General features: G+C 50.3%; 26 protein-coding genes and 1 tRNA gene. 8 read left to right on the top strand and 19 right to left on the bottom strand.

The genetic code is table 11. The features are described from left to right. Positions 1 to 16: 16 nt before the first annotated feature. The 7 genes from PsAD46_RS17385 to PsAD46_RS28630 all read right to left on the bottom strand — a co-directional run bounded on the left by PsAD46_RS17385 (position 17) and on the right by PsAD46_RS28630 (position 5,270). Positions 17 to 640: a DUF1441 family protein gene (locus tag PsAD46_RS17385; RefSeq protein WP_063307480.1), complete on the bottom strand. Its 624-nt coding sequence runs from the start codon at positions 638 to 640 to the stop codon at positions 17 to 19. Positions 641 to 801: 161 nt separating this feature from the next. After that, complete coding sequence (locus PsAD46_RS17380; RefSeq protein ID WP_063307479.1) at positions 802 to 1,428, bottom strand: hypothetical protein; 627 nt, start codon at positions 1,426 to 1,428, stop codon at positions 802 to 804. A gap of 106 nt (positions 1,429 to 1,534) precedes the next feature. Further along, positions 1,535 to 2,119, bottom strand: a complete 585-nt coding sequence (locus tag PsAD46_RS17375; protein WP_063307478.1) for a hypothetical protein — start codon at positions 2,117 to 2,119, stop codon at positions 1,535 to 1,537. A gap of 26 nt (positions 2,120 to 2,145) precedes the next feature. Beyond that, entirely contained in the window at positions 2,146 to 2,919 is a 774-nt protein-coding gene (locus PsAD46_RS17370; RefSeq protein WP_063307477.1) for a hypothetical protein, read from the bottom strand. Then, positions 2,906 to 3,559 carry a hypothetical protein gene (locus PsAD46_RS17365; RefSeq protein WP_063307476.1) on the bottom strand — a complete coding sequence of 218 codons (654 nt, stop codon included), beginning with the start codon at positions 3,557 to 3,559 and terminating at the stop codon, positions 2,906 to 2,908. The genes PsAD46_RS17370 and PsAD46_RS17365 overlap by 14 nt, the downstream gene beginning before the upstream one ends. A gap of 4 nt (positions 3,560 to 3,563) precedes the next feature. After that, positions 3,564 to 4,451, bottom strand: coding sequence for a helix-turn-helix domain-containing protein (locus PsAD46_RS17360; protein WP_063307475.1), 888 nt, complete (start codon positions 4,449 to 4,451; stop codon positions 3,564 to 3,566). 588 nt (positions 4,452 to 5,039) lie between these two features. Beyond that, positions 5,040 to 5,270 (bottom strand): hypothetical protein, encoded by a 231-nt coding sequence (locus tag PsAD46_RS28630; protein WP_244271763.1) that lies wholly within the window; start codon positions 5,268 to 5,270, stop codon positions 5,040 to 5,042. Between the two features lie 419 nt (positions 5,271 to 5,689). On the opposite strand from PsAD46_RS28630, the gene PsAD46_RS17345 reads away from it, so the two are divergent. The 4 genes from PsAD46_RS17345 to PsAD46_RS17335 are packed head-to-tail and all read left to right on the top strand — an operon-like array spanning position 5,690 to position 6,705. Continuing rightward, a complete protein-coding gene (locus PsAD46_RS17345; RefSeq protein WP_063307473.1) occupies positions 5,690 to 5,905 on the top strand; it encodes a hypothetical protein in 216 nt (71 codons plus the stop codon). An 8-nt stretch (positions 5,906 to 5,913) separates the two neighbouring features. Further along, a complete protein-coding gene (locus tag PsAD46_RS28830) occupies positions 5,914 to 6,360 on the top strand; it encodes a GapR family DNA-binding domain-containing protein (RefSeq protein ID WP_084404452.1) in 447 nt (148 codons plus the stop codon). Continuing rightward, a complete protein-coding gene (locus PsAD46_RS28170; protein WP_193776963.1) occupies positions 6,318 to 6,494 on the top strand; it encodes a hypothetical protein in 177 nt (58 codons plus the stop codon). Before PsAD46_RS28830 ends, PsAD46_RS28170 begins: the two co-directional genes overlap by 43 nt. Next, positions 6,481 to 6,705: a hypothetical protein gene (locus PsAD46_RS17335; protein ID WP_063307472.1), complete on the top strand. Its 225-nt coding sequence runs from the start codon at positions 6,481 to 6,483 to the stop codon at positions 6,703 to 6,705. Before PsAD46_RS28170 ends, PsAD46_RS17335 begins: the two co-directional genes overlap by 14 nt. Here PsAD46_RS17335 and PsAD46_RS17330 read toward each other — a convergent pair. Next, complete coding sequence (locus PsAD46_RS17330; protein WP_063307471.1) at positions 6,669 to 8,006, bottom strand: tyrosine-type recombinase/integrase; 1,338 nt, start codon at positions 8,004 to 8,006, stop codon at positions 6,669 to 6,671. The two genes, PsAD46_RS17335 and PsAD46_RS17330, sit on opposite strands and share 37 nt — an antisense overlap. A 374-nt stretch (positions 8,007 to 8,380) precedes the next feature. On the opposite strand from PsAD46_RS17330, the gene PsAD46_RS17325 reads away from it, so the two are divergent. Further along, on the top strand, positions 8,381 to 8,710 hold the full coding sequence (locus tag PsAD46_RS17325; RefSeq protein ID WP_063292279.1) for a hypothetical protein: 330 nt from the start codon (positions 8,381 to 8,383) through the stop codon (positions 8,708 to 8,710). A gap of 86 nt (positions 8,711 to 8,796) precedes the next feature. Here the strand turns inward: PsAD46_RS17325 and speB are convergent, their stop codons facing one another. The 4 genes from speB to speA are packed head-to-tail and all read right to left on the bottom strand — an operon-like array spanning position 8,797 to position 13,969. Then, positions 8,797 to 9,657 carry an agmatinase gene (speB, locus tag PsAD46_RS17320; RefSeq protein WP_063292278.1) on the bottom strand — a complete coding sequence of 287 codons (861 nt, stop codon included), beginning with the start codon at positions 9,655 to 9,657 and terminating at the stop codon, positions 8,797 to 8,799. A 9-nt stretch (positions 9,658 to 9,666) separates the two neighbouring features. After that, positions 9,667 to 10,875, bottom strand: a complete 1,209-nt coding sequence (nspC, locus tag PsAD46_RS17315; RefSeq protein ID WP_208981897.1) for a carboxynorspermidine decarboxylase — start codon at positions 10,873 to 10,875, stop codon at positions 9,667 to 9,669. Continuing rightward, a complete protein-coding gene (locus tag PsAD46_RS17310; RefSeq protein ID WP_063307469.1) occupies positions 10,847 to 12,058 on the bottom strand; it encodes a saccharopine dehydrogenase family protein in 1,212 nt (403 codons plus the stop codon). The genes nspC and PsAD46_RS17310 overlap by 29 nt, the downstream gene beginning before the upstream one ends. Positions 12,059 to 12,079: 21 nt before the next feature. After that, on the bottom strand, positions 12,080 to 13,969 hold the full coding sequence (gene speA / locus PsAD46_RS17305) for a biosynthetic arginine decarboxylase (RefSeq protein WP_084404451.1): 1,890 nt from the start codon (positions 13,967 to 13,969) through the stop codon (positions 12,080 to 12,082). Between the two features lie 339 nt (positions 13,970 to 14,308). On the opposite strand from speA, the gene PsAD46_RS17300 reads away from it, so the two are divergent. Together PsAD46_RS17300 and PsAD46_RS17295 are read left to right on the top strand one after the other, a co-directional pair. Further along, positions 14,309 to 14,728, top strand: coding sequence for a helix-turn-helix transcriptional regulator (locus tag PsAD46_RS17300; RefSeq protein WP_063292274.1), 420 nt, complete (start codon positions 14,309 to 14,311; stop codon positions 14,726 to 14,728). Positions 14,729 to 15,404: 676 nt separating this feature from the next. Next, positions 15,405 to 15,701, top strand: coding sequence for a hypothetical protein (locus PsAD46_RS17295; RefSeq protein ID WP_153040777.1), 297 nt, complete (start codon positions 15,405 to 15,407; stop codon positions 15,699 to 15,701). A gap of 89 nt (positions 15,702 to 15,790) precedes the next feature. Here PsAD46_RS17295 and PsAD46_RS17290 read toward each other — a convergent pair whose 3' ends face one another. Genes PsAD46_RS17290 through PsAD46_RS17265 form a run of 6 tightly spaced genes read right to left on the bottom strand, consistent with a single transcriptional unit; the run spans position 15,791 to position 23,505 of the window. Beyond that, positions 15,791 to 16,318 (bottom strand): nitrous oxide reductase accessory protein NosL, encoded by a 528-nt coding sequence (locus PsAD46_RS17290; protein ID WP_063292272.1) that lies wholly within the window; start codon positions 16,316 to 16,318, stop codon positions 15,791 to 15,793. Beyond that, a complete protein-coding gene (locus PsAD46_RS17285) occupies positions 16,315 to 17,145 on the bottom strand; it encodes an ABC transporter permease subunit (protein ID WP_057463905.1) in 831 nt (276 codons plus the stop codon). The genes PsAD46_RS17290 and PsAD46_RS17285 overlap by 4 nt, the downstream gene beginning before the upstream one ends. A 4-nt stretch (positions 17,146 to 17,149) precedes the next feature. Further along, complete coding sequence (locus tag PsAD46_RS17280) at positions 17,150 to 18,070, bottom strand: ABC transporter ATP-binding protein (protein ID WP_063288739.1); 921 nt, start codon at positions 18,068 to 18,070, stop codon at positions 17,150 to 17,152. After that, complete coding sequence (locus PsAD46_RS17275) at positions 18,067 to 19,341, bottom strand: nitrous oxide reductase family maturation protein NosD (protein ID WP_063292271.1); 1,275 nt, start codon at positions 19,339 to 19,341, stop codon at positions 18,067 to 18,069. The genes PsAD46_RS17280 and PsAD46_RS17275 overlap by 4 nt, the downstream gene beginning before the upstream one ends. A gap of 13 nt (positions 19,342 to 19,354) precedes the next feature. Continuing rightward, positions 19,355 to 21,262, bottom strand: a complete 1,908-nt coding sequence (nosZ, locus tag PsAD46_RS17270) for a TAT-dependent nitrous-oxide reductase (RefSeq protein WP_057463908.1) — start codon at positions 21,260 to 21,262, stop codon at positions 19,355 to 19,357. 35 nt (positions 21,263 to 21,297) lie between these two features. Next, the gene (locus tag PsAD46_RS17265) at positions 21,298 to 23,505 is read right to left on the bottom strand and encodes a NosR/NirI family protein (protein ID WP_063292270.1); all 2,208 of its coding nucleotides are present in this window, start codon (positions 23,503 to 23,505) and stop codon (positions 21,298 to 21,300) included. 575 nt (positions 23,506 to 24,080) lie between these two features. On the opposite strand from PsAD46_RS17265, the gene PsAD46_RS17260 reads away from it, so the two are divergent. Continuing rightward, positions 24,081 to 24,156 (top strand) — tRNA-Lys (locus tag PsAD46_RS17260). A gap of 325 nt (positions 24,157 to 24,481) precedes the next feature. Here PsAD46_RS17260 and PsAD46_RS17250 read toward each other — a convergent pair. Next, positions 24,482 to 24,793, bottom strand: coding sequence for a hypothetical protein (locus PsAD46_RS17250; RefSeq protein WP_063292269.1), 312 nt, complete (start codon positions 24,791 to 24,793; stop codon positions 24,482 to 24,484). Between the last annotated feature and the right edge of the window lie 818 nt (positions 24,794 to 25,611).

The raw sequence follows: 25,611 nt of genomic DNA, 5'->3' as shown, positions 1-25,611 counted from the left end.
AAATCGTCTAACCCACTTATTCCGCAGCTTCCATCATGGCAGCCTGCCCCGTGTCCTCTTCCGCGTTCATTGTCTGCATAAATTCAGAAAGCTCCCGATGAAGTTCCGCCAGCAGATCATCAGCAACCACAACCGCTGCCTCTGACTGGCGACCATCCAAACCAACATCCCTGGACAGTCGGTCAGGCATGCCATTCACCGCATTGCGTACCGCTGAGAACGACCGTTCCAGCAACGCCACAACATCAGCACGGCCGATCAGCTCGCCACGCGATTGCGCCAGCTTGTTATAGGCTGCCTCAGTCTCGTAAAGTTCCTTGCGCTGCCTTGGTGTGAGCGCCATTTCAGAACTACCAGATCCACCACCAAGCAACGCCATCTGCATTTGCCGGATATTGCTTTGGATCTTTTCTTCTTCCGCAGCCTCTGAAGCTTCCCTTTCTTTCTGCCAGGCATAGCAAACCGAAAGCCGGAACTCATAGGCCTGCCCGTTGGTGCCCTTGCTCTCACAAGGCATCCCCTCAGATATCCATTGATCTATGGTCGGCAGGCTCTTCTTAAAAGCTTCAGCAAGGTGGCGCTTGTTCACCACCACATCTTCCACACCGTCAGGGAGCGGATAGCGTTCAACATTCTCCATGAACACCCCCTATCAATCTGGAACAACAACAGAAACGAAAACACCAAGTGCTCCCGCACACCACACAAACCAATGTCCCGCAGTTCCGAACTACCCGCAGGCCGGGGTGTGCCCAGGAAGGACCCAAAGCTTTTCAGAATACGGAAACGCGCCCCCAAGTTTTAACGGGCAGTTTTCAGAGCCTTCTGCATCGCACGCCGGAAGTTACGTTTCATCCGGGCGTCTGCAGTCTTTCGCGCACCCTCTTCAAAGCGCAGACGCGGTTGATAGTCTGCGCTCTTCTCATAGGCGACCAGCAGCTTTAAACCCGTGCGGCCCTTAGTGCCTCGTGAGCTATCCCGGCGCTTGCCACGCCTAGGGCGTTGCCAGATCCCCTCAACCCCGTTGATCTCACCTTGAAACACATCCGGGCGTTTCAACAGCCGGTCAATACTGCGCCGTGGCAGGTTGCCGTATTTGTTGAGCCGCTGCGAGAACGGAACCGCCAGCGCTTTCCGCTTTGGCCTTCTGGTTCCACCTTTCTCCTGCAGCTCTAAATACTCTGCCTGCCTGTCCTTGAAGAAGACAACGACCGATAGGTTACGCTTGCTTGCCCGCTTGAGTGCAAGGCCGCGTTTGGTGAAGGGTGTAGGGCGATCTAATCGCCTGCTTAACGCCTTCTCTGAATTGGTCTTGATATCCCGCGCCGTCTCATTCAGCGCTAAGCTGATCGCATAGGGCACTTGCTGTTGTTCCGCTTTGCTCAGGCCCTTGGCGACCTCATCAAAGTTTGCGGTGTAGCGGATCATAGCGCCCCCAACGAAAAAGCGCCCCAAGCCGTACAGGCTTGAAGGCGCTAAATTCCAATGTAGAGGAGTATTGTGCTTTGAGTGCGCACACGTCAACCCCACCGGCTCACAACAACACCGGCTCAGCTATGTAGTCTTTAAGATCCAGCCCGAAATAGAACTTCCTACGCCTATGAAATATCGTCGGTTTCTGGTTTTGAGCATCAAACCTGAACCAGGCTGAATTTCCTTTCTCATCATCTGGGGTTCCTTCAACCCAACGCATCTTCCCAATGGGAACAACATCAGAACAACATCCCATAAACCTTTGAGATTGCAGAGAAAACAACCAATCCGAATCGAAAAGCAGCCAAGTTGGGGCCAATTGGCACAAATGCAGTATCAGAGCGTGCAGTAGTCGCCGGGTCCACGGTGGGTTAGTGATGATCGCCTGCGCTCCCTGCAGGTCCTCTTTTGTCAGCCTGAAAGCGTTTTTCTTGATGATCCCCCGCCGCTTTGGGTCCAGATCATAGGCAGCCAGACACTCAAGCCCTAAAGCGTCCAGCTGCCCTATCAGATCCCCACGCCCCGCGCATGGCTCACAGTATGTCTCAACGCCCTCAAGAAAGGGCGCAAGCGCCTGCCCCGCCCGTGTATCCCAAGTGAAATACTGATCAAACTTGCGGCGCGGAAAATCTGAGTGCTTGCCCATACAACACCTCTAAGCATCAACTAACACTAGCCATCCCCCCAGCAATCCAGCTCTTCATCAGCCAAATCCTCAGCATCTGACTTGCCCCAGCCGTAATCCTCAGCCCCAAACTGGCACTTCTCAGCATCACAAAATGCATCCAGCATAATCCGGCCATGCTTCTCAGCTTCCACCTCGCTCAACCCTGCCCGCTGCATAAATCGTGCAGCCATGCAGCTCACAAACTCACTTTCAGAAAGGGTATTCTGCAGCTCTTCCATGGGTTCACCTCCCAGGTTTCGCCAGATCCGCAGGCGCTTGCCAACAAGGGTATCCGGCGCGGTTACCGCCAAACCCAGATGAAAGGCTGCACGGGTTAAACCATCCCGTAGCAACTGCCTCACATAGTCCTGAGTTTTGCGAAGTGGTTTTGCGTTCTCCCGGTGCTCTCTGCTTTCTTCAAACAGCAAGGCAACCTCATTCGTGGACATGGAGCGCCCGGCAATGGAGAACACGACAACGGCTTGATCTGGACCAAGCGCCTGAGCAATTTCTTTGATTTTCCGGGTGGCATCGCTGGCACTCACAATCAGCCAGTCACGATCAGCGCCGCCCCCATCAACAACCGGCTGCGCATAGTCGATGGATCTTGTTTGCCCGCCTTGCTCAATCATCAAAGCGCTGATCTGGCAGGCAACCCGATATTGCAGGTCTGAAAGCAACCCCTTGCTGCGCATGTGCTCCAACGCGCTTGCACGTGTGTAGCTGCGCTTATCTTCTGCTGGCTTCCTCTTCTTCCGGCTTGGCTTACAACTGGTCATCTGCCACCTCTTCACGTGCCTCAATCTCTTCTGCGATCATTACGGCAAGCCTGTTCCTGCGGTTCGTTATCGAACTCGCCATGAGTTGAACGCGATGATTTGCCGGTAGTTTTTCAAGCTTGCTGTTGTACTCACCTCTGAGAACGTCCAGAGCTTCTTCCATCTGCTTTTCAATGCGGGCATCGCGCTGCAGTGTGGCCACCACAAACGGTTCAACTTCCTCCATGGAAGGCACCCGTTTTTCTCTGCGCACAAAATCAATCAGGTCAGCATGCCAACCAGCCAACGCCGCAGACGTGGCAAGCTTTGCATCCTGATTGATCAAAACCCGCACCGCCACATCCTCCGGCCACGGATACCCAGCCCGCACCGGATTAGACTGCCCGGAATCCTTGGCACTCAATCGCTCTTGTGCTGATTTGCAAGCCGCTGTGATTGTTCCCACATAAGGCCATGTTGAAGAGGTTGCCCGCTCAATCAGACTGGACGCCGCCGCCTTCAACACATCCTCAGAAAACCCCGAGAGCTTTGCCGAGAGGCTGGAAAAATACGCCTCCGGGTTCGTGCCGGGTGTTTTCTTAAAGCTGCCCTGCATCGGCTCAACAAAGCAGGTTTTCACAAGATCGCCGGGCGTTGCCATGGCTTCACCCTCCAAAAACGCGATCTATAGCGGCATTGGTTGCCCGCTCATCTGCAGCACATTTTCGTGCCCGCACTTGCGCCGCTTTGCGACCATCTGGAATGAACTTTGGATTGAGCTGCCCCTGCGCTAAACGGCTGTTTTTCGCGGCTAACACAGCCCGCGTGAAATAATTTAAGCTTCTCACAGGGTCCGGCGCGGCCCCAAGAACCATGTGCAACGTGGGTTTCACGTCTAATTCAAGATCGCACCCATTCACGGCCCAGCCCCAGGCAGGTTCAAGCCCGCCCCGCAAGCGCCCTGCAGACGGATCTAGCCCAATTTTGCGTAAAAACGCCCTCAAAGGCACGATAAAGCGCTGCCCTATGCCCTCCACATCCTCAGTCGGGTGTTGGGTGTCCTCAGCATTTTTGCAAAAAGACCTACTCGCAGCCGCTTGTTCTTCTTCATCTTTAGTTATTAAAGACTCGTTCTTATAGGTGTCTAATTTTGGAGGCACCCCCTGCCTATTTTTGCATAGTTTTTGCTCCCTCCGGGCAGTCACATGTTCACCAATAGGGCCGCTCTCCATCAAGTCCGGCTCTTCACAGTCAATCAGATCCTTATTGATGACTTTGTAGGTGTGGGAGCAATCGCCGCCGTCAGGCCGCTCACCGCGCAAAATCTTCAACCAGCCTGCAGCCACCAGATTGCTGATCGCCTTTTGAATTGTGTAACGCACAACCCCAAGCTGGCGGGCCATCTTCACCTGGCTGCGATACGTCAAACCATTGCCATCAGTGGAGCAGCACAGGACGCCCAGCACCTGAATATCGCGAGGCCGCAAAGTTAAATCCCCAAACACACCGGCCGGGATAATAGACAAACGGGAACCGTCTCCGGGACTAGGCATTTTAAAACCTCCTGAGCAGTGCGGATAATTGGATAAGTGAGAACTAGAAAATCAGTGGCGGAATACGCGCTCTGATTACAAAGGGATTGAAGCTAACAAGGTGACTTGTAACTATACCCTCAGAACAGCCCTAGCGGCTTGTGGCGGTCACGGTCCCATAGCTTTCCGTCTCCCGTTACCACGTCTCCAATTGAAGAGATGGCGTGGCAGTTCTATATTGGCGGCAAGCGCCAACTGTTCCATCTCATGAAACCACGAAGCAGGAAATTGCCCTCGCACAACGGCAGCGCTTACAGCGCCCGACTTAACCCCGAGAGCATCTTGAATATTCTTCCTGCCAAGCGTTTGAGCGATTTCGCGTGCGTTACACATGCGACAAAAATCAACGTTTCATAGATTATAGTCAACACCATAAATACAACATAGTCTACATTTATTGGATTATGATAGAATGCGATCCATGACTAGAAGAGTGATTTCAGGACGTTACGCGGATTCCGCAATACGACTTAGAGCTGTGAGAAAATACTTCGGTATGAACCAGAAGGATTTCGCGGCAAATGCCGACATTCAATACAAATCCTACAATCAATGGGAAACCGGAGACTTCCGCGTCTCAATACCCGGCGCAATAAAGCTGCGTGAGCGATATGGGATCTCAATGGACTTCATATATTTAGGCAACATTGATGCATTGCCCACCAAAATGGCCAATGAACTCATGTCCATATTACGAGACAATGCCTCTAATAAATCGAACGATAATGGGGACGATTGAGCCCCTTTTAACAACAACTGGAAGCGTTCTTCTTGGTCCAAAACGACCTCCCACATCCCCTAAGTGTCCGATATTTAACAACGATGATTCGTTTACTTGGCGTTAATAAACCAATTAGAATTGCAATGCACACAAGACCCTCGTTGAGCAATTCCAACGCATCAGTGAACTCTTTTCACCCTTCATCAGAACACTCTGAATTTCCTCAACACTAAAGATTCTTTCCATACAAAGAGCAGCTATTTAAGTGCACAGCTCTATACCCTTGAGTGCGTCAAATATTTGCATCAATCAAAAGAAGGTCAACTAATAAATCTACGTTTCGTGGATTACATTGATTGACAATCCACATTTCGTAGATTTATGCTTTCTGTATGTTCTGCATTTTGTGGATAATCTGCTTCGCAAAGCAAGAACCTGATTACGAGATTAATCTCTGCCATCAATGACAGGAGTAGTCATGCGTACTTTTGATTTGACGAATACCCATTGCCCTCAAAGCGAGCACAGCCTTTCAAGCTATTATGGCTTACTTCAGCCAGAAATATTCAGCCTCGAACGGTTGGTTGAGGCTGCGCCCCTCTCTTTGAGCGAGCGCGGCGAACTTGCGCAAATTATCGCAATCCGCTTTTCCAGCGGGGCAAGTCGCGCCCTTTCCATTGCTCCAACTCAGTGAGGTTCAACATGGCACCTCGCAAAACCACCCCAGAAGCGGAATCAGCATCCGAAGAAACCAAGCAGGCACAAAGCACCAAAGCTGCAACCACCAAGCCTAAGGCCAAGACCACCCCGGCAAAGGTCACCCCGGCAAAGGCCACCCCAAAAAAGGCAACACCAGCCAAAACACAAACCGGGTCTAACAGCTCCGGCATTGCCGCCGATCACCTGCAAAGCTTCTTTGATCGCATTGAGCGGCTGGAAGGCGAGAAGAAGGGCATTGCAGACGACATCAAAGATGTATTCGCAGAAGCCAAGGGCAACGGGTTTGATGTGCCCACCATGCGGGCAATTCTGAAAATCAAAAAGCAAAAGCCATCAGAGCGCGAAGAGAAGGAATCCATGCTGGACCTCTACATGCAGCCCTTGGCATGCTGGAAGGCGATCTGGACGAAGCCCAACAGCTTGGCATAGACGCAGCAAGCGCAGGCAAAGCAGTCACGGACAATCTCTACATGACCGAAGATCCGCGCTTCAAAAAATGGGAACAAGGCTGGCAAATGCAAACAGCCTTCCTGGCAGCACAAGATAGAGATGGGGCTGCGTGACACCATGAAGAAAGGCCCAACCTATCAAGAACTGGAACAGGCAACGCGCTTTGCAGCATGGATAGTTGTTGAGTACGGCGAGCAGTACGCCCCCATTTTTGATAGGCTGGAAGCAGAACTCAACAAGCTTTCACCACGCGACCGGGCAGAACAGTTCTTGAAATCAAACCCACCTCAAACCCTTGTAGGTGGCGTAAAAGCAATCCGCTGAAGCCACTCCCGCTTATGCTCCAAGGTTGGGCCGTGACCGTATTTAGGCCGCTGGAATTTATGCCCCATAAGCATTGCAATAATCTTGTCCGGCGCTTCAACCGCAGTCAATCGGTCCTCGAATGTGTGACGCAACGAATAGGCCGTATGCTTTCGCGGATTCGGCCTTAGGTCATTTTCAAGCAGAAATTTGTTCACTGTTGCAGAGAGGCTTCCAGCATTGTCGTGATAGCGGCTGAACCCTCGCTTAAACTCCTGCATCGCCATAAAGGACACACCGACAAGTGGAATAGTTCTGGTCGTGTGATCTTGCTTCAGAAGACGCTCTTCTGGAACAACCTCAATATAAGGCACCTTCCCTTCAAGGTGTATCGTGTTCTCGCTCAAATTTGCCGCTTCTGACAACCGTAATCCAGTCTCAACGATTAAGTACAGAATAGACCTAGCGCTTGCGTTCAATCCATCAAGCGCACCATCAGCTAGGATATTCTTTTGAACGAACTCAGGGGCAAATGGATGACGTTGTTCTGTCCTTTCGCCCTCAAGCCGCAACTCTCCAAACGGGGAAACCAGATCCAGCCTGAAATGATTAATAATTGTGCGCATCATTTTATTTATGTGCCCGATTTGCTTGTTGGCGGTTCCAATTTGGATTTGCCCCGCCTCCACGCGATCTTGTAGGCACTCACGAAAATCAATGGCATCATTACGTGTAAATTCTAGGAGAGGTTTGTTACCGGTGATTTCAGTTAGGCTTTTTAAGGCAAGTATCTTCGGGTTTCTCCAGCGCCTAACTTGATCCTTGGACATATTTGAAAGGTATGTTTTTTGGGTCTTCTCAAACTCAGAGAATAAATCCTCAATCTGGATCTGGGGTGCTTTCTCACCACCGAGAGCGCCCGCCACGTCCACGATTTGAGGTCTATGTTGTGTTGTCTGAAGAGCTGCTAACCGCGCCATGATTTCGCTGAGAGGTCGCCCGGCCACTTCATCAGAGGTCACGTAGTCAAACCCTAATACCCTTGCCCGTCGCCTTGCGGCTTCATATCGCTTCTTTGCCTCTTTCGCTTGACCATCTGCAAGGCCGCGCCAATACTCCTCAGTATCAGCATTTATCTTTGCGGCACTTCTCGCCGCACGTAGTCCCTTTGGATCTTCTGAAACAGGAATCCCCGTAGACGCCCTCGCGAATGTGCGTTTATCGAATGCTCTGAAAACCTCCGGAACACGTCTAACATATATCCACCGTCCATCCTTGACGGACAAATAGTCAGGGTTCCCGCTGCCGATAGTTCTAGCCATTTTACAACCGAATCCTATTGTTACCCGTGCGGGGTAACATTATGGGTAACATATCGACTTGTAAACACGATATATCCTAATGATTTCAATGGTTGACATGGCAGTTCGAAGCCCACCCTCTCCGCCATCTATCTTTATGATAGATAAGCAAAAAGAGCCCACCTTTATGGTGGGTTTTTTGTTGTCCGGAATCTGAAAATTAACTTCCAGATTAGACTGTTTCCCATAAAACCTGCCTGATTTCACGCTCCATACGGCCTGTTGCAGGTTGCGCTTACATTCTGAATGGCTAAAGAACACCTCCGCGAGATCTGCTGAATGGACAGCTGAATACAGCGACGCCAGACTGTTATTTTCTCTATGGGGATTTTTACATGAAGCGATTGATTTTAGCTGGTGCCTTCACCTGCTTGTTTGTGTTGCCTGTTGCTGCGCAGACGGCTGAGGAGAGGATCAAAGAAATTTTTCTCGTCGATACTATGGATAATTTTTGTGATATCGGCATCAATCACCAGCGGACACTGGATTACATTCGAGACAATAAGCTCAAAGCGACACCGTATTATATTGTGCTGGTTCAGGAAAGTATTCGACTTGCTGGAGAAGTGCAGCACACTCTGGAAGATGCAGAGGAAGATGCGAACGGGGTTGTATGTATCCAACTGAGTGAGCGAGCAAAAGAGCTGGGCCTGGTGGCCAAGTGATCTGGAACCCCCATGTATAATTTCATAAAAAAAGAGCTGCAATTTTGTAATCGCAGCTCTTTGTGTATTTTGAGTAAGCTGTATTTTTAGCCCTGGTGGATCAAGGCTGCAGCCATCAAGCGATAGGTGATCTGAGCTGCTGTGAAGTCCCATGCAGCATTTCCATCTGGTGCCAGCTCAACCACGTCAAGGCCAACGCATTTTCGGCCCTTTAGTGCATGCTCTACCAGATGCAGGGATTGGTAATATCCAAGACCTCCGGGCACGGGCGTGCCTGTTGCTGGCATCTGGGAGGGGTCGAGACCGTCCACATCGAAGGAGATGTAGATGTGCTCTGGAAAATCCTCAGGTAGATCGACGGCATGCAATCCTTTGGTGACCAACTCTTCCGCATCAACAAAGAAAACTTTGTTGTCTTTCCGGCTGTCTATTTCTTGCTGGCAGAGTGCGCGTACGCCGAATTGTGCGAGGGAATTCCCCTCTTCTACCAGGAGGTTCATGACAGAAGCGTGGGAGTGTTTTTCGCCTTGATAGGCGATGCGCAGGTCTGCGTGAGCGTCCACCTGCACAATGCCAACCGGTTTGCCGAGCGCACGGGCAACGCCTGAGACCGCGCCGTAAGACAGCGAGTGTTCGCCGCCCAGTGTGACTGGAATTTTACCGGCTTTGACGGCGTCTTCCGTACGCTGAGCGAGGCGCTCCATGACGTCTGGCAGAGGTCCATCGCAGTCGACTGGTGCTTGCGTTGCAATGCCGGAGGCGCATGGCTCAACGCCATTGCAGCCACGTTCCAATTCATTACTTGCCTCAATGATAGCTTCGGGGCCTTTGATAGTACCTGAGCCGTAAGAGACGGTGCGTTCCAGTGGGACCGGGATAATTGTGAAGAGGGCGTCTTCTGCTTTGCGTTCTGCTTCAGTCAGCTCACTGTCAAGAAAAACAGACATTTCGTACCTTTAGGAAAGACGGGTCAGGAAGTCGTTGTAGGAGAACTCACGGATGATTTTAAGATCATCGCTTTCAGAGTTCCAGAGCGCGATTGCTGGCAGGGGAACACCGTTGAAGGTGTTGGTTTTCACCATGGAGTAGTGAGCCTGATCGAGGAACGCAAAGCGATCGCCAATATTCAGCGGCTCTGCCCGTGTGTAATCGCCGATCACGTCACCTGCGAGGCAGGATGGGCCACCGAGGCGGTATGCGTGCCCCTCCTCCGCCTCGTCCAGCATGGCCGGGCGATAAGGAGCTTCAATCACATCCGGCATATGGCAGGTTGCGGAAATGTCGACAATTGCCAGATTCATGGTGTTCTGGGGCAGATCCAGCACTTCACCTACCAGAATGCCCGCATCCAGAGCAACTGCTTCGCCCGGTTCCAGATAAACTTCCAGGCCGGTTGTTGCCCGCACATCCTTAACGAAGGCAATCAGCGCTTCACGGTCGTAGTCTTCACGCGTGATGTGGTGACCACCGCCGAAGTTGATCCATTTCAGCTGACTGAAATACGGCGCAAGCTTATCTTTCACCGCCTCCCATGTGCGCTGGAGTGGTTCAAACTCCTGTTCACACAACGTGTGCATATGGATGCCATCGACGCCCTCCAATACCTCTGCATTTAATTGCGAGATTGGAAAGCCCAGGCGAGAGCATGGGGCGCATGGGTCGTATTTCGCAACCTCGCCTTCCGAGTGCTCAGGATTGATGCGCAGGCCCACATCGACTTTGTGTCTGGCAGCTCGGAGGTTTGGCAGGAAACGGTCTTTTTGAGCAGGAGAGTTGAAGATCATATGGTCGGTGTAGCCAATGATCTCATCAATCTCGCTTGCTTTATAACCCGCGCAGAACGTTGCAACTTCTCCGCCGTATTGTTCGCGGGCAAGGCGTGCTTCATAAAGGCCTGAGGCGCAGGTGCCTTCCAGATATTCGCGCACCACAGGGGCCAGTGCGAACATGGAAAAGGCTTTCAACGCGGAAAGAACGTGCGCGCCAGAGCAATCAGCCACATCCTTAAGCACAGAAAGGTTGCGGCGGACCGCAACCTCATCAACGACGAAACAGGGACTTGGGACCCGGGAGAGGTCAAATGTCCTGAACGCTCCCGCATCGCCAGCCTGCGTCTGCATCATGTCGGCCATCAGCTTAGAACTGTACCGGGCCGTCGAGCTCATGCACCTGCCAGGGTAGTCCGTGCTCGTTCAGCATGTCCATGAAGTTATCCGGGTCCAGCTGCTCCATGTTCCAAACACCCGGCTCGTTCCAGTTCCCTTTCAGGATCTGTGCCGCACCAATCATTGCCGGAACACCAGTGGTGTAGGAAACAGCCTGCGAGCCAACCTCTGCATAACACTCTTCGTGGTCACAGATGTTGTAGATGTAAAAGGTTTTCTCGCCGGAGCCGTCTTTGGCCTGACCGGTTGCAATGTCGCCAATGCAGGTCTTGCCTTTTGTCAGCTCGCCCAGATCACTTGGGTCCGGCAGAACGGACTTCAGGAATTGCAGCGGGATGATTTCCTTGCCTTCATGCATGACAGGCTCAATTGAGGTCATGCCAATGCCTTCAAGCACGCGGACGTGGTTGATGTAAGCATCGCCGAACGTCATCCAGAAACGCGCACGTTCAATCTCGGGAAAATGCGTTTTCATGCTTTCCAGTTCCTCATGATACATGAGGTACATGTTTTTCTCGCCAACGCCCGGGAAGTCGAAAGCAACCTTGTGGGTCATCGCAGGTGAGCTGACCCAGTCGCCTTTTTCCCAATGGCGTGCATCTGCTGTTACTTCACGGATGTTGATTTCCGGGTTGAAGTTGGTTGCAAACGCCTTGCCATTGTCGCCGCCGTTACAATCAAGAACGTCAATCTGGCGGATGGTGTCGAGCTTGTGCTTTTTCAGCCATGTTGCGAAGACGGAAGTAACCCCCGGATCGAAACCAGAGCCGAGGATCGCGGTAAGGCCAGCCTCTTTGAAGCGCTCCTGATAGGCCCACTGCCAGTGGTATTCGAACTTGGCTTCGTCTTCCGGCTCGTAGTTTGCGGTGTCCAGATAGTTGATGCCAGCTTCCAGACAGGCATCCATCAGCTTCAGGTCCTGATACGGCAGTGCCAGATTTACCAGCAGCTCTGCGCCGCTCTCTTTGATGAGGGCAACAACTGCGGCAACGTCCATCGCGTCAACTTCAGCTGTCTTGATGGTAACGTCGGTCTTTGCCTTCACGCTTGTTGCAATATCATCGCATTTAAACTTGCGGCGAGATGCCAGCGTGACCTCAGAAAAGATATCCGAATTCATTGCCATTTTGTGTACGGCTGCGGAGGAAACACCACCTGCGCCGATTACCAGAGTCTTACTCATGCCTATTCCCCGGTCCTTGGATTATTCGTAGTAAGTGTAGCCGTTGATGCTGTCGCGGTAAGCGGCAACCAACGTGCGTCGATCAGCGTTCTTCAGTGTGCCAGCGGAGACCGCCTCATCGATAAGCTTGCGGAAAGCGTCTACGCAATCGCGTGGATCATACTCCACATAGGAAAGAACCTGCGAGATTGTATCACCTTCAACTTCCTGAAGCAGATCAAATCCGCCATCAGCGCGCAGGTCAATGGTTGCCACATTGGTATCGCCAAACAGGTTGTGCAGATCACCCAGCGTTTCCTGATAGGCACCAACAAAGAAAACGCCAAGATAATATGGCTTGCCTTCTTCGAGCGTATGGACCGGCAAAGATGGTGAGATGCCGTCCGCCAAAATGAATTTGTCTACTTTACCATCACTGTCACAGGTGATGTCAGAAAGAACGGCGCGGCGATCCGGTGCTTCATTCAGGCGTTGTAACGGCACAATCGGATGAAGCTGATCGATGGCCCAGACATCTGGCAGGGACTGGAATAAAGAGAAGTTACAGTGGTAGATATCTGCCACCTTCTCCAGCTGCTCGTCAATCTCGGGAGCAACACCTGTCGGCGGCGCCAGCTCTTTAATTTTGGACATCAAATGCAGATAAATGCGCTCAGAACGACCCATCTGGCGCAGGTCGATATACCCACGGCGGAAGAGCGCACGCAGCTCATTGCGGTAGAATGAGGCGTCGTTCAAACATTCCTGAAGCCGTTCTGCGCTAAGGTACCCCTCAACGGCGGCAAGATCTGCAACCATGTGGTGATCGTCTTTTTCAGGCTCAGGGGCGGTTGGCGCATCAAACAGCGTTGCTTCAAGGACATTGAAGAGCAGCATTGAAGAGGTTGCCACAACGGCACGGCCACTTTCAGTGATCAATGTGGGATGCGTAAGTTCTGCCTCATCCATTGCATAAGCAACGGTCTCCACCACGTTGGCGCAGTATTCCTCAACCGAATAGTTGGTGGAGTTTTCAATCGCCTTCTTCTCACCGGTGTAATCAACCCCAAGGCCACCACCAAGATCAAGATGGGTTAGCTCCGCCCCTTCCCTTGTCAGCTCGACAAAGTAACGACAGGCTTCACCAACGGCACGGCGCACGTCATTGACATCAGGAACCTGCGAACCAAGATGAGAGTGCTGCAACTTCAGGCAGTGCAAGAGTTTCGCATCGTGCAGTTTGTCAATCACTGAGACCAGCTGATCAGTGTTCATGCCAAATGTGGAGCGATCACCAGAGCTTTCTTCCCACTTGCCGCCAATCTGGTTCGTCAGTTTAACGCGCACACCGAGCAAAGGCTCCTCGCCCAGCTCCTCAACCACATTAATAACGGTGTCGAGTTCTTTCGGGCTTTCCAGCACGATGATGGTGTTAAAACCCAGTTTGCGCGAAAGAATTGCAAGACGAATGAACTCTTCGTCTTTTACACCGTTACAGACAATGAGAGCTTCTTTGGGCAAGCGGTGCGCAAGGGCAATAACAAGCTCAGGCTTTGAGCCAGCTTCAAGACCGTAGGAGTATGGACGGCCAAACTCAACGATACGATCGATAACCTGCGCCTGCTGGTTTACCTTGATCGGGAAAACACCGCGATATTTGCCTTTATAGCCGACGCGATTGATCGCATCTGCCATGGAGTTGTTGATGTGAGCGATTTCGTTTTGCAGGAACGAACTGACGCGCAGCAAAAGTGGAGAATGGATACCACGTTGTTCAAGGTCGTGAACGATCTCCGGCAGACTCACCTTGGGAGCGTCCGGCATCAAAGGATTACTAAGTGCTATATCGCCGTTTGGCAGCACAGAGAGAAGATCTTTACCCCAGCGTCCCATACCATAGACGGCATGGGCAGTACCTTGATTATTTGGCAACCATTTATCCCCTTCCAGAATTAATTTCGCCCCATTTACTCATGGTCTACCCATCTGACAAGCCCAATATTGGTGTTCTAAACATCAGAGGTGGGAGAACAGGTGCACAAGTCACTTTTTGCTGAAACTAAAACTACAATCTAAAATTTTGGTGGGAGTGCTGTTTCAGCAATTTTAAAGAGGAGGGAGATTGGGTAAAGACAATGCAGTAGGCAGCTCCCCTATTTCTTGCGGATATCTCATTTGCTTATTTATTTGCGACCAATCTAGTCATAGATTAATTGCACTAACTGTAATACTTCTTCACGGGACTATGTTTTTAGCGACTGCAGAGCAACCATGACTTGGCAACAGCGGCTTCAAAAACTAAGAAAACAGAATGATCTGACGGTCAAAGATTTAGCTCGACGTGCAAACGTTGGTTATGACAATCTTTATAAGATCGAAAAAGGTTTAATAGATAATCCGCGTGGTGATACTCTGGGAAAGTTGGCACTAGCACTCGGTGTCAACGAACAGTTTCTTCGTTTCGGAATTCACGGTGTTAATGATATCGACTTTATAGAAGACACTGAGATTCTAAGTGAGATGGAAGGGCATGTGAAACAGACTGATCTGGATTTAATCGATCAGGCGTGGACCCAGGCATTAGAAATCGAAGCACAGGTGTATGGCTCGGGTAGCAAAGGACCTATGAATTTCGTTTCCATGATGTTTGCTCGTATTTATCACGAGATGCTGAAACGAAATGAGCAATAAGACGCATTTACTTGCGGCCTTGCCGACACTTTGGCGCTGTTGTTAGAAATTCAAAGTCTTTTTCCAAACAACTTGTTATATCACGCTCTAAATTGAATATCGTGTCAATCTTTTTTCGACAATGTCGTTTCGAGTTCACTTCCTTCAGTTTAATCTTCTCAGTGAATGTGAGTGCTTCACAGTTATTGTTGGGGGAAATTACCTAATTTCCATCTGCCGATATGAAGTTATTCTCTCCAATTTTTGGCCTAGTGAATTTGACTTAATAATTGTGCATACGTCATGAATGTGTCTTTTCGATCCCATATATTATTTAATTAAGGTGTTGTATCTTAAAGGTTAAATTGCTTTTTTGTCGTGCCTCTGTTTTTCGACTTTTAATGTGCATTGCTCAGGTTATTTAAAACTTGAGTTTATTTACCTTTCCAGCTGTTGAAATCTACGATATGGATTTATTATCCAATTCAACTCTAATTTGTGCTCCTTTCCTGATTATGTGAAAGGCGCATAAGGATTGGACATAATCAGATTGTTCGTCTGAATTGGTATTTTTACATTTGCTTTTAGTTCTCTAGTTGAAAGAACTCTTATGCCCATCGACTTAAATCGCGCTGAACATTCAAACGAAGTAGATAGTCAACATTCGACTGCGCGGCATGATATTTTTGAGGATCTCTTGAAAACGGCGAGTATGCATGCTGCGGATGCGACTCCTGAAGTTGATTTTTTGAACTTGCTGACTGCGGATATGTCTTTTGGTGAACCTGAACTTGGTTCAATCGTTAAGCATAGAAGCACTGAAGAAGTTGGGTTTATTTGCGGTGAAACCACACTCATTTGCGGGCATCGTGCACTCAAATTCAGACCTTTTGACAGCTCCCCAACGGAAAGTGTGACGTGTGATCCTGATGAGCTGATTGTGGTTGGAGATCCGGATCTGAGGGTTGGCTATCCGCAGCGTTGCAAGTACTGAAACAACTTGCCATTCTGTGAAACTGGTTTAGACGCAAAAAACGCTCCATTTCTGGAGCGTTTTGTATTTTTCAGATTTTATAGTCTGGGCTAGTTGCTTGACGCATCACTGAGTTCGAATTCAACTGGTTTGAGCACGTACTCATCAGGAATTTCTGTCAGTTTCACAACCTTACCACCGTTTTCAGAGGAAAACTTCTCAGCACCCGCTTGTGTGCCGAATGGAATTGCTTCTGGTGCTCCCATGCCGCCGTTCTGTGTGCTTTCGATAACGAAATATGCTGCATCGGCATCAACCCAGTTGTTGTTGCCTGGTTGCTCCCAGCTAACTGCGTTGTCCATATCGTTCACATAGATCGCGACGTAATCTTTTGATTCTTCAGGTAATCGTGTGAAGGCGACTGCATCACGTACCTGCGAGAACCACAGTGGAAACGGGCTACCTGCCAAGTGAATCTGAGCTTTTGGTCCTTCGTGATCCAAAACAGTCATCTGGCAGTAGAAACCAGCAGCTTCGACACTAAGTTCCATGGCGACCGGTTTGACGACTTCTTCTTTCTCCTGACACGCTGCCAGAAGCAACGTGACACCAACGACTGCGAATAGTTTCTTCATCATGGGGAAACCCTCTTAAGCAGAAGGATTGCACCAGACATTGCAGCACCTGCAAACATAAAGATGGATGCAAGAGCAACGACTGGCGGGAATGGAAGGCTTTCAGCGACACCTGCCATACCGCCGACCATGGCGTTGGCATCAAGTGCTGAAAGGTTGAACAAGCGGAAGGCATCCGCTGGATTTGCCAGCAGAGCAAATGGGAACACACTGGAAGCAAAGAAGCCTTCGCTATCAGCGACCAATGCTCCTAACAGTGCCAAATCGTAAAGCACAATCAGTACCAACCAAATTCCGATCGCCATTGCTGCTGCTGTCGTCACCTGGCGCACGAGTGCACTAACGATGTATCCAAGGGACAAGAATGCAAAGCCGAGGATGGCTGAGGTTGCGATCAGCCGCGCAAAGTCGATGAAACCACTGGTGTCGCCGCCACCGGTTGCTGCCAGCATCAATGCGGTTGATCCGTAGCCGAGTGTGAGAGCCAGCATTAGAACGCAGATATGTCCGACAGCCTTGCCAATGAGGAACTCGCTTCGCGTCATTGGTGAAGAGAAGATCAGCAGCAAGGTCCCGCGTTCGATTTCACCTGCAACAGCATCAAAAGCGAGCAGCAGTGCGATCAGCGGAACCAGATAGACTGACAGGCTGGATAGAGAAGCTACAGTGATTGTCATGCGGCTTACATCAAGCGTGCCCGCAGGAGCTGAACCGAGCAAGGCCAGTGCCATGGAGAACGCGCTCAGGATCACAACAGAAAGTAGGATCCAGCGATTTCGTAAGCCGATCCGGAATTCTTGGTGAGCTACAGTGAGGATACGTTGGAACATACCTTTATGCCTCCCCTGCACTATCTTCGAGATCTGCTTTTTCAGAGAAGTGCTTATACACATCATCCAGAGTTGGCAGATGGACATCGATGTCTTCAATCATCGCGCCAAGGCTGGTGACCGCAGCAATTCTTGCGATTTTGTCTTCGTGCGCACACATGATTTCTACCGAGCGACAATTGACCGGAGTACCACCCAAGCGGTTTGCCAGTTGCTCTGCCGGCTCTTCTTTCGACTTCACCTTGAGTCGGATCGGTAATCTTGCTGCAGTCCGCAAATGGTCGAGCGTATCGTTTGCCACCAATTTACCTTTGGACATGATCAAGATGCGATCAGTACGTGCTTCCATTTCCGTCAAGGCATGAGACGACAGCAATACTGTTGCTCCGTTTCCTGAAATCTCAGTCACCAGATCGTAGAAGTTCTGCCGAGAAATGGGGTCAAGGCCACTTGTTGGCTCATCCAGTAGGACAAGCTTCGGTGTTCCGATCAATGCTTGTGCCAGACCCAGACGTTGACGCATGCCTTTTGAGTATGTCCCAACGCGGCGGCGTCCTGCTTCTGCAAGGCCGACCCGTTCGAGCAAACCAATGGCTTTCTTTGCATCTTCGCCTTTTAGTCGTGCGTAGTATTTGAGAACTTCGACACCTGTCAATGTTCTTTGAAAGGCAACAGATTCAGGCAGGAACGCAGTGGATGCGCGTGCTTTGTCACTGCCGGGCTCTGCACCCAAAACTTCAATCCGTCCATCCGTTGGGGTTAGAAAACCAAGTGACATCTTAAAGAATGTCGTTTTTCCTGCCCCATTGTGTCCGAGGAGCGCAACCCTCTCTGCGCTTCCCAGTTCAAAGGAAAGATCTTTTACAGCATCCCGTCCATCGAAGGTCATGCGGACGTTTTCAGCTCGAAGAACTGTATTATTCATCTTCTTGCTCCTACCTTCGGCTTTGCTAACTCTGGTGCATGCATCAATGGTTTTGTGTCCACGATTCCACCTGGCAAAAGCGCCGGGAACTGAGACTGCGTCCAACTGAGGAGTTGAACCGCAGGACTTCCGGTAAGCAGTTTTGCCGCGGGTTGCGTCCAGAGAATTTGATCGACCATGTCGTTTGGCCGGTAGGCGGTGTCGGCTACTCCGTCTCCGTTCATGTCAAAGGCTGAATGATCGCTCCAGAAGTTTCCACGACCTTCATAGGTCCACTCAAGATGACGTGTGCCCACATATTTGACCTGAGTTTTATTTCCGATGAAAGCATTGTTGGAAAACTTGTTTTTAGCGGAACCTGCCGTGAAATGAACTCCAATCTCACAACGCTCGAACGTGTTGCCGTCGACTTTGTTTTTATTGGCGTTGTACATAAACAAACATTTCTCAGGCGATGCTTTCACATGATTTCCGGTGATTACGGCATTGTTTGCATAGTTCAGCATCAAGCCGTGGTCGCGGTCCCCATCAGAGATGTTGTTTGTGATGGTGAGCTTGTCGGAAAACATAAGAGCGTAGCCAATGTGATTGTCTACTGAGACGTTGTTGGAGATAGTCCCTTTGTTGCCATACATATAATGCACAGCAAAGCGTGTGTTTTCGAAATAATTATTTCTCAGAGTATCGTTTGGACTGGTGTTTACGAAAATACCGTCACGGCCATATTTGATGGTGTTGAACTCCACGACAAGTCGTGGTGAGTTCCAGACATATATGCCGTTTCCGCGCTCGTTGGGGCGCAGATCGCGACGTCCTTCAATCAGGTTATCGGCAACGTAAGCATCATCTGGGCCGTGCGCATCCACACCCACCAGATTGTTGAGGAACTTATTGCCTGTAATTCGGGCACGATCTGCTTTTTTTGTCAGCTTCACGCCTGAATCGATTGTTTGGTTGGAAAGACCTGAACCGGTAATGACCAGTCCATCGACGACCACATCTGGTGCTTCGACAGTTATTACTGAGCCTTTGCCATTGCCTTTAAGCTCTGCGCCTGGCTCTCCTTTAAGCACCAAAGACCGATCGATGATGATCGGTCCCTGATGAATTCCAGCAGAAAGGCGCAAAACGTCTCCGTCCTGCGCCTTTTCTAAGGCGCGGGCTAAGGCATCAGGCTGTGCAGGAACAGGGATTTCAGCGGCGTGAGCAGAAACGCTCACGCCAACCAAAGCCGTCGCTCCCAGCAATGTTTGCCAGAACAACCTTGTCATGCCCGCTGCTCCCTTATGCGTCGCGAGGCTCAACGAACATACGGCCGCGCATTTCCATGTGCAGTGCATGACAGAACCACTGGCAGTAGAACCAGTGAACACCTGGACGCTCAGCAATGAAGGTCACAGAAGCTGTTGCCTGAGGAGCAACTTCCATTGCTACACCGTAGTTGGAAATACAGAAGCCATGTGTCAGATCGTCAATGTCATCAATGTTGGTGACGTAAACAGTGACTTCATCGCCCTGCTTCACGGTAAACTTCTCAAGAGAGAAGGTTGGAGCTGCAGAGTGCATGTAAACGCGAACTTTGTTGCCATCGCGAATTACGTGTTCTGCTTCTTCCAGATCAACACCGTCTGCTTTTGCCTGTGCAACTGCATCAGCGAATGTTGGGTCGTTACGATCCCAAACAGAAGCTGGATTCACGAGAGAACGGTGAACGATGATGACGTCATGTGGTTCAGCGAATGTTGGGCCGTCATGAACGATCTTCATTTCGTCGCCAGAAATATCGATCAGCTGCTCGTTTTCAGGCTTCAAAGGACCAACGTTCAAGAAGCGGTCTTTGGAGAACTTGTTCAGGGAAACAAGCCACTTACCGTCCGCGTCCAGAGTTTCACCCATGGAAGTGTGGTTGTGGCCTGGTTGATAAGCGACATCAATCTTGGAATGGATTGGGTCGATATCTTCACCAGCGTACTGACGGATCGCTTTGTCGATGTCCCACTTCACCATCTGGCTGTCGAGGAACAGTGTGGTGTATGCGAAACCGCGGTTATCGAATGCTGTGTGGAGAGGGCCAAGACCCAGCTCAGGTTCTGCAACAACTGCGGAACGTGGATCTGCACCGTCAAACACTGCATCCAGCTTGTCCACGTCGATAACGGAAACTGTTGGAGACAGTTTACCAGCGATCATAACGTGTTTTTTGTCTGGGCAAGTGTTACAGCCGTGTGGGCTGTTCGGCACTGGAACGTATGCGGTGTACTTGGAGCCTTTACGGCCATCAAGAACAGGCACACCATTCAGCATTTCGTAGTCGCCGTTTTTGACGCCTTCTTCAATGCGCTTGATGTTGAAGACAACGCAGTGGTCCATTTCGGACGCAGTCATCTCGGCCAGATTGGTACCCATTTCTGAGTTGTAGCTGGTTGAGAATGCATATTTACCCTGATAGTCCGCATCGCAGTTATCAAGGTTACCGGATACAATCACTTGCCATGCCACTTCCATGGTATCGCCGTCAATCGCGGTAAAGATGCAGGTATATTCTTCCGGCTTATCAAGGATTTTACCATCGTTTACGAGTGGAGCTTCGTGCTCACCGTTTGCGAAAACATAACCTGTACGAGGCCATTTTTGAGGGCGTAGACCATGGATGTCGTGCGCGTTTGGCACTTCGATGATCTTGTCTGCTTTCATCACGTCAAGACGAATACGTGCAACACGAGTATTTGCTTTATCGTTCATGAACAGGTAGCGGCCGTCATATTTGCCGTCAGTGAAGGACATATGTGGGTGGTGAAGGTCACCGTTGTCATATGTGTCCATATTATGAGCTGCAAGGAACTCTTTGGTTTCTGGCAGCAGGTTTTCTGTCAGAATTTTTTTGGATTCGTTGGTCTGGCCCCAACCGGTTGCGGAACAACGGTTAAACACAGGAACGCGCATCAGTTCACGCATGGATGGGATGCCCAGAATGCGCAGCTCGCCTGCCTGTCCAGAAGACCAGAAGCCGTAGTATTCGTCCAGGTCGCCCGGAGCAACGTGGAAGTCGTTACCTTCAGCTGCCTGTGCAGCAGTGATGCCACCAGTAGCGCCAGCAACTGCCACTGCGCCCAGACCCGCAACAGCGGCTGTTTTAGCAGTACCACCGAGCAATGCGCGGCGTGACAGACCTGTCTCTTTTCTATCAGTCATGAAAGTCTCCCTTGATACTTTCTAGTAGATTTGGCCTAAGCCGGTTGTTTGACGGAAGTGCCCTTTTCCGTCTTTGAAATACCCGTCTGCGCTTCGAATTTCTTGCGCTTGGCAAGCTTCTTAATGCAGACCGGACATTTGTCGTCGCTCTGATACAGAACCTGACAGTGCAGGCAGTTCAGGCATTCGTTTGGATTGATGTTGCCCTCTGGGTGGATCGCTCCAACCATGCAGTCCTTCTCGCAACGTGCGCATGGATTGCCGCACTCTTTGTAGCGCTTCAGCCAGTCGAACATGCGTAGGCGTGCTGGAATGGCGAGCGCTGCACCAAGTGGACAGAGGTAACGGCAGTAGAACCGCTCGATAAACAAACCTGCGGTCAAGAGTGCCACGGCGAACAGGACAAACGGCCATCCGCGCTGGAACTTCAAAATGATTGCGGTCTTGAATGGTTCAACCTCTGCATAATGCTCAGCAACTGCCAAGGAGTAGAGTGACAAGCCAAACAGAGCGAGGAAGATCATGTACTTCACGGCCCAGAGGCGTTCATGCAAACCCCAAGGCAATGAGATTTGAGGAACTTTGAAGAACTTCGCGATCCGATTGGTTAGCTCCTGAAGTGCACCAAACGGGCAGAGCCAGCCGCAATATGCGCCACGACCCCAGAAGATGAGTGCTGCTGCAACAGCAAACCACAGCAGGAACACTAGTGGATCCATCAGGAACGCGGTCCAGCTGAATTCTGTCGTCAGCGCTGAGAAGAGCGCCAGAACGTTTACAACAGAGAGCTGCGCGTTTTCCATCCAGCCCAACCAGACCAAGACGAAGGTTAGGAAGCCAATACGGAACCAGAAGGTAAACTTCTCTGATTTGGCAACCTGCATCTGGAAGAAGAAAACGCCTGTCAGGATTGTAAGAGCAATGCCTAGTATTGCGATATCAACCTGACGATCATTCCAAATGCGCTGCCAAAGCTCTACGCGGCCTTCTTCTGCAGGAGCGGCAACTGCGCCTTCTCCCTTTCCTGCATCTGCTGCGGCAACTGGTGCATCCTCTACCTTCTTCAGGTATTGCTGCGGCAACTGATAGCCCAGATCAAATGTCAGGAAGGTTTTCTCAATCGCACCAATTGTACGGTGTACGAGAAGCTGCAGCCGGAATGGTTTACTTGGATCGAAACCGGAGTCTGCAGGAATGGTGAACATGTCCAGTTCTTTAAACGTTGGCGCATCATCTGCAGCCACAACGCCGAGACGTTTGTGTTGACGGTCTCTGAAGCGGACTGAAATGTCATCCTGGATCAGCTGAATACGATCAAAGATGCCACCACGTACGTAGCCTGTGCCTTTGAAAGAATAACGACCACGACCGAGGACCACGATTGCGTGCTCACCTTCTTTCAGACGATTTTTCAGATTGGCATACTCTGCGTCTCCCAGGATCGTACGACCTACAGTTGGGACGTCAGCAAGCGCCATAAACATATCAACGTAAGAGTCGGTTTCTGGCCCCTTCTCTGGACGTTTGATGGCTTTGGGATTGCCTTGCTCTACAAATGCGGCGTTGACCTGGCCCACATCGAGCGTCAGACGACGGATAGAACCATCACCAGTCATTGACATCCAGTCAGAAACCTCTGCTTTGTCTGGATCTATGACAAATTTTGGACCAGTGTCAGCAGCAGCGCCTTTCAGGCCACCAAGTCCGAGGGTGCGCGCCACTTTCAGGCTTGCTCTCACGACGGAATCATCAATCACCATAATGGTGACGGTCGCGCCGGAGATGATATCCAGCTCGTGAGCAGACCCGCCCTGCTCTGCTTCTTTCTTGATATCGAGACCAGCATAATTCTCGGTGATCTTTTTGATCTCGCTATCAGGGATACCGATCAGAACGATTGGTTCTGCGTGCTTTACCAGCTGAACGCTCGTGAGCATGCCTTCAGGATTGATACCAACCAACGTATCAATAGGCTTGCCAGAATATCCTGTTGTGGAAACGAGATCGGTGGTTAGGAAGACCCAACCTAAAACGTCATCTCCGGCCATTGCTGGTAACACTGCGATGTCCTCGTGCAGCGCGCCATACCTGTCGGCCTTAGGAAAGAACTTTGTGACCTCAACTTTTTTGGCAAAGTCGAGAACACGGTTTGAAGAGTCCGACGCAGCTATCGCGTAGTTCGACGCACTGAGAAAGAACGTAAATATTAGAAGGAAGACAGTGCGCAACCTGAGAGCTCGCATTTCCGAGAAACCTTATCTCGCATGAAAAATATACATTAAGTAGGTGCGCTTATTCGGAGGTGAGTTCTTTGCGGCAGATCAAAAAGCAAACTCCGCTAATCGATCAAAACACGCATCTCCACAGTATTTAGATATTTCACAACTTTTGATTGATTTTGCACGATGACGCTCTGGGCTGTGGGGTTTTTTATTATCGTAACTTATTGCTTTTGTTTGCATTTAATTGAATAGTCAGCATCGGTGGTGGACACTTGAAACTCATGAATTGGCGTGGAAATACGTAGTCTAATGAGCTTTAGGTTGTAGTTTTACGGAGAAAGCGAGACAATTTGCCCTATGAGGGAAAGTCTGATGATAACTCCCACTCTTAACTTTGAGCGCTCGTACGCGTGAGGCGCATTCTTTGCTGAAGGCACTTAAGTGTAGCCGCCTTCTCCTCATGATTGTGAGAGGCGTAAGATGCATACTTGATTCAAATTCAATGCACTGTGTGGAAAATAAAAAAAAGCGCTTGCGCTAAGCCCCTGCAATCCTTAGAAGCCCCCTCACAGGCAGCGACCTAACGGTCCTGTCGAGAGCCCGTAGCTCAGCTGGTAGAGCAACTGACTTTTAATCAGTAGGTCCACGGTTCGAACCCGTGCGGGCTCACCATTTAACCTCATGGTATATAAAGAGGCTTAGCAAAGCTCCCTCCCGGGAGCTTTTTGCTTTTGTGCCCTGTGTCAGCACTATGTAAGCAAATGAGAGCGTTTGAAAGCGCGATTTTACCTCTCTTAGTTCCTGCAAATACCCTTTCAAATTAATTCTGAAAAAGCTGTTAATGTCGTCATTAGTCGTCAGGACACAGGCTTTCATTGAGGTTTTAACTCTTGAGAGTTGTCGGAGGGTCGTCAACGTCCGTCAGGGGGCAACTTTAATGCTTCTTGATAAAGGGCATGCCCGCTTCAAGCGACCAACAAAAAGGGCCTGAGAAGCTTCACGCTTCCCAAGCCAGAATATTCCGTGAGGGGCAATGCCCCTCTTCATTCCGTATTATTCGTCTTAGCGCGCAAGGTTCGAGCAGCTCGGAAATCTTCTCGCTACTTCCCTGCACATCTTCAATGTGATTGCGCACAGTATCAAACAGCGTCAGCAACGCTTCATATTCCTGTGTGTGCTCCATGCGTTCACTCAAAACCACGCTCATGGAATAGACTAGATTTTTGAGGTGGTTGGCTGTGAGGTGAAGCTGGTCCACTTCATTGCGAAGGGACGTATGGGCGCATTTCTCTTTACCAGTATCAGTCATCAAAATACCCTCGTTACAGGCTTGTTGAACAAACCACTCAACAGAGAGCTTTCGACAACCCACTGGCGAGCGGGAGGTTCGAAACCTGGTAACGACAGGCGGGTTTATTCCCCCGTGAAGGGTATTGTATTCACCGCCCTCCCGCCCATAAGCGAGAGTTGCGTTTGGAGAGCTAACTCCAGACACAAAAAGACCGCAGAAAGCGGCTGCGGTGCCGCGTTACCGAGGTTTCGACGCCTCAAGTTGACCATGCGATGATTGGCGCAAGGTGTCAATGCAAGGAAACTGAATTCCTCCACAAACCCATAGGATTAGCGGGGCTAAAAACTGAGAACAACAACATGAACATAAACATCAAGCCCTTGCGAAAACCACATAGCCGCTTGCGCCGTGGTCCCGAACTACCCGCAGGCAAGCAAAGGCCTGGGAAGGACCCGTGAAATCTTGAAGAAGAAGAGATTGGATCATATCCAGCCTAACGAGCATTTGCCGCTCTTTAGGATAGCTAAAGTCAATGCCTGTTTTTACTGAAAAGGCCTAACAGCTTCATGAAGTAAAGAAGTTATGAGCCCTGCAATTCAGAATGAGCTAAAATTCGACCATCGGACGTTCCCATTATGAGCTGAATCGCGCTCACCTGTAGGCTTCTACAATAGCTCTTATTGGCGATCTGCAATTACTCATGACCAATAGCATGCGTAATCGGGCTCGTCCTTCACGAGAGGTCAGCTCCTGTTAAGATCGCAGCATATTGCTGCGAGGATGGGAGAGCACCATGGAATACTATGCTGGTTTGGATGTTTCTTTACGGTCTGTTT

Origin of the sequence: Pseudovibrio sp. Ad46 (assembly GCF_001623065.1) — a bacterium.
In the GTDB taxonomy this organism is placed as follows: domain Bacteria; phylum Pseudomonadota; class Alphaproteobacteria; order Rhizobiales; family Stappiaceae; genus Pseudovibrio.
Note: the sequence above shows the minus strand (reverse complement) of the source record. Positions and strands in the feature narration are given on the sequence as shown.

Bases quoted from the DNA above. Each gene is read 5' to 3' on its own strand.
- PsAD46_RS17385 (WP_063307480.1), bottom strand. From the start codon at position 640: ATGGAGAATGTTGAACGCTATCCGCTCCCTGACGGTGTGGAAGATGTG.
- PsAD46_RS17380 (WP_063307479.1), bottom strand. From the start codon at position 1,428: ATGATCCGCTACACCGCAAACTTTGATGAGGTCGCCAAGGGCCTGAGC.
- PsAD46_RS17375 (WP_063307478.1), bottom strand. From the start codon at position 2,119: ATGGGCAAGCACTCAGATTTTCCGCGCCGCAAGTTTGATCAGTATTTC.
- PsAD46_RS17370 (WP_063307477.1), bottom strand. From the start codon at position 2,919: ATGACCAGTTGTAAGCCAAGCCGGAAGAAGAGGAAGCCAGCAGAAGAT.
- PsAD46_RS17365 (WP_063307476.1), bottom strand. From the start codon at position 3,559: ATGGCAACGCCCGGCGATCTTGTGAAAACCTGCTTTGTTGAGCCGATG.
- PsAD46_RS17360 (WP_063307475.1), bottom strand. From the start codon at position 4,451: ATGCCTAGTCCCGGAGACGGTTCCCGTTTGTCTATTATCCCGGCCGGT.
- PsAD46_RS17345 (WP_063307473.1), top strand. From the start codon at position 5,690: ATGCGTACTTTTGATTTGACGAATACCCATTGCCCTCAAAGCGAGCAC.
- PsAD46_RS28830 (WP_084404452.1), top strand. From the start codon at position 5,914: ATGGCACCTCGCAAAACCACCCCAGAAGCGGAATCAGCATCCGAAGAA.
- PsAD46_RS28170 (WP_193776963.1), top strand. From the start codon at position 6,318: ATGCTGGAAGGCGATCTGGACGAAGCCCAACAGCTTGGCATAGACGCA.
- PsAD46_RS17335 (WP_063307472.1), top strand. From the start codon at position 6,481: ATGGGGCTGCGTGACACCATGAAGAAAGGCCCAACCTATCAAGAACTG.
- PsAD46_RS17330 (WP_063307471.1), bottom strand. From the start codon at position 8,006: ATGGCTAGAACTATCGGCAGCGGGAACCCTGACTATTTGTCCGTCAAG.
- PsAD46_RS17325 (WP_063292279.1), top strand. From the start codon at position 8,381: ATGAAGCGATTGATTTTAGCTGGTGCCTTCACCTGCTTGTTTGTGTTG.
- speB (WP_063292278.1), bottom strand. From the start codon at position 9,657: ATGTCTGTTTTTCTTGACAGTGAGCTGACTGAAGCAGAACGCAAAGCA.
- nspC (WP_208981897.1), bottom strand. From the start codon at position 10,875: ATGAGCTCGACGGCCCGGTACAGTTCTAAGCTGATGGCCGACATGATG.
- PsAD46_RS17310 (WP_063307469.1), bottom strand. From the start codon at position 12,058: ATGAGTAAGACTCTGGTAATCGGCGCAGGTGGTGTTTCCTCCGCAGCC.
- PsAD46_RS17300 (WP_063292274.1), top strand. From the start codon at position 14,309: ATGACTTGGCAACAGCGGCTTCAAAAACTAAGAAAACAGAATGATCTG.
- PsAD46_RS17290 (WP_063292272.1), bottom strand. From the start codon at position 16,318: ATGATGAAGAAACTATTCGCAGTCGTTGGTGTCACGTTGCTTCTGGCA.
- PsAD46_RS17285 (WP_057463905.1), bottom strand. From the start codon at position 17,145: ATGTTCCAACGTATCCTCACTGTAGCTCACCAAGAATTCCGGATCGGC.
- PsAD46_RS17280 (WP_063288739.1), bottom strand. From the start codon at position 18,070: ATGAATAATACAGTTCTTCGAGCTGAAAACGTCCGCATGACCTTCGAT.
- PsAD46_RS17275 (WP_063292271.1), bottom strand. From the start codon at position 19,341: ATGACAAGGTTGTTCTGGCAAACATTGCTGGGAGCGACGGCTTTGGTT.
- nosZ (WP_057463908.1), bottom strand. From the start codon at position 21,262: ATGACTGATAGAAAAGAGACAGGTCTGTCACGCCGCGCATTGCTCGGT.
- PsAD46_RS17265 (WP_063292270.1), bottom strand. From the start codon at position 23,505: ATGCGAGCTCTCAGGTTGCGCACTGTCTTCCTTCTAATATTTACGTTC.
- PsAD46_RS17250 (WP_063292269.1), bottom strand. From the start codon at position 24,793: ATGACTGATACTGGTAAAGAGAAATGCGCCCATACGTCCCTTCGCAAT.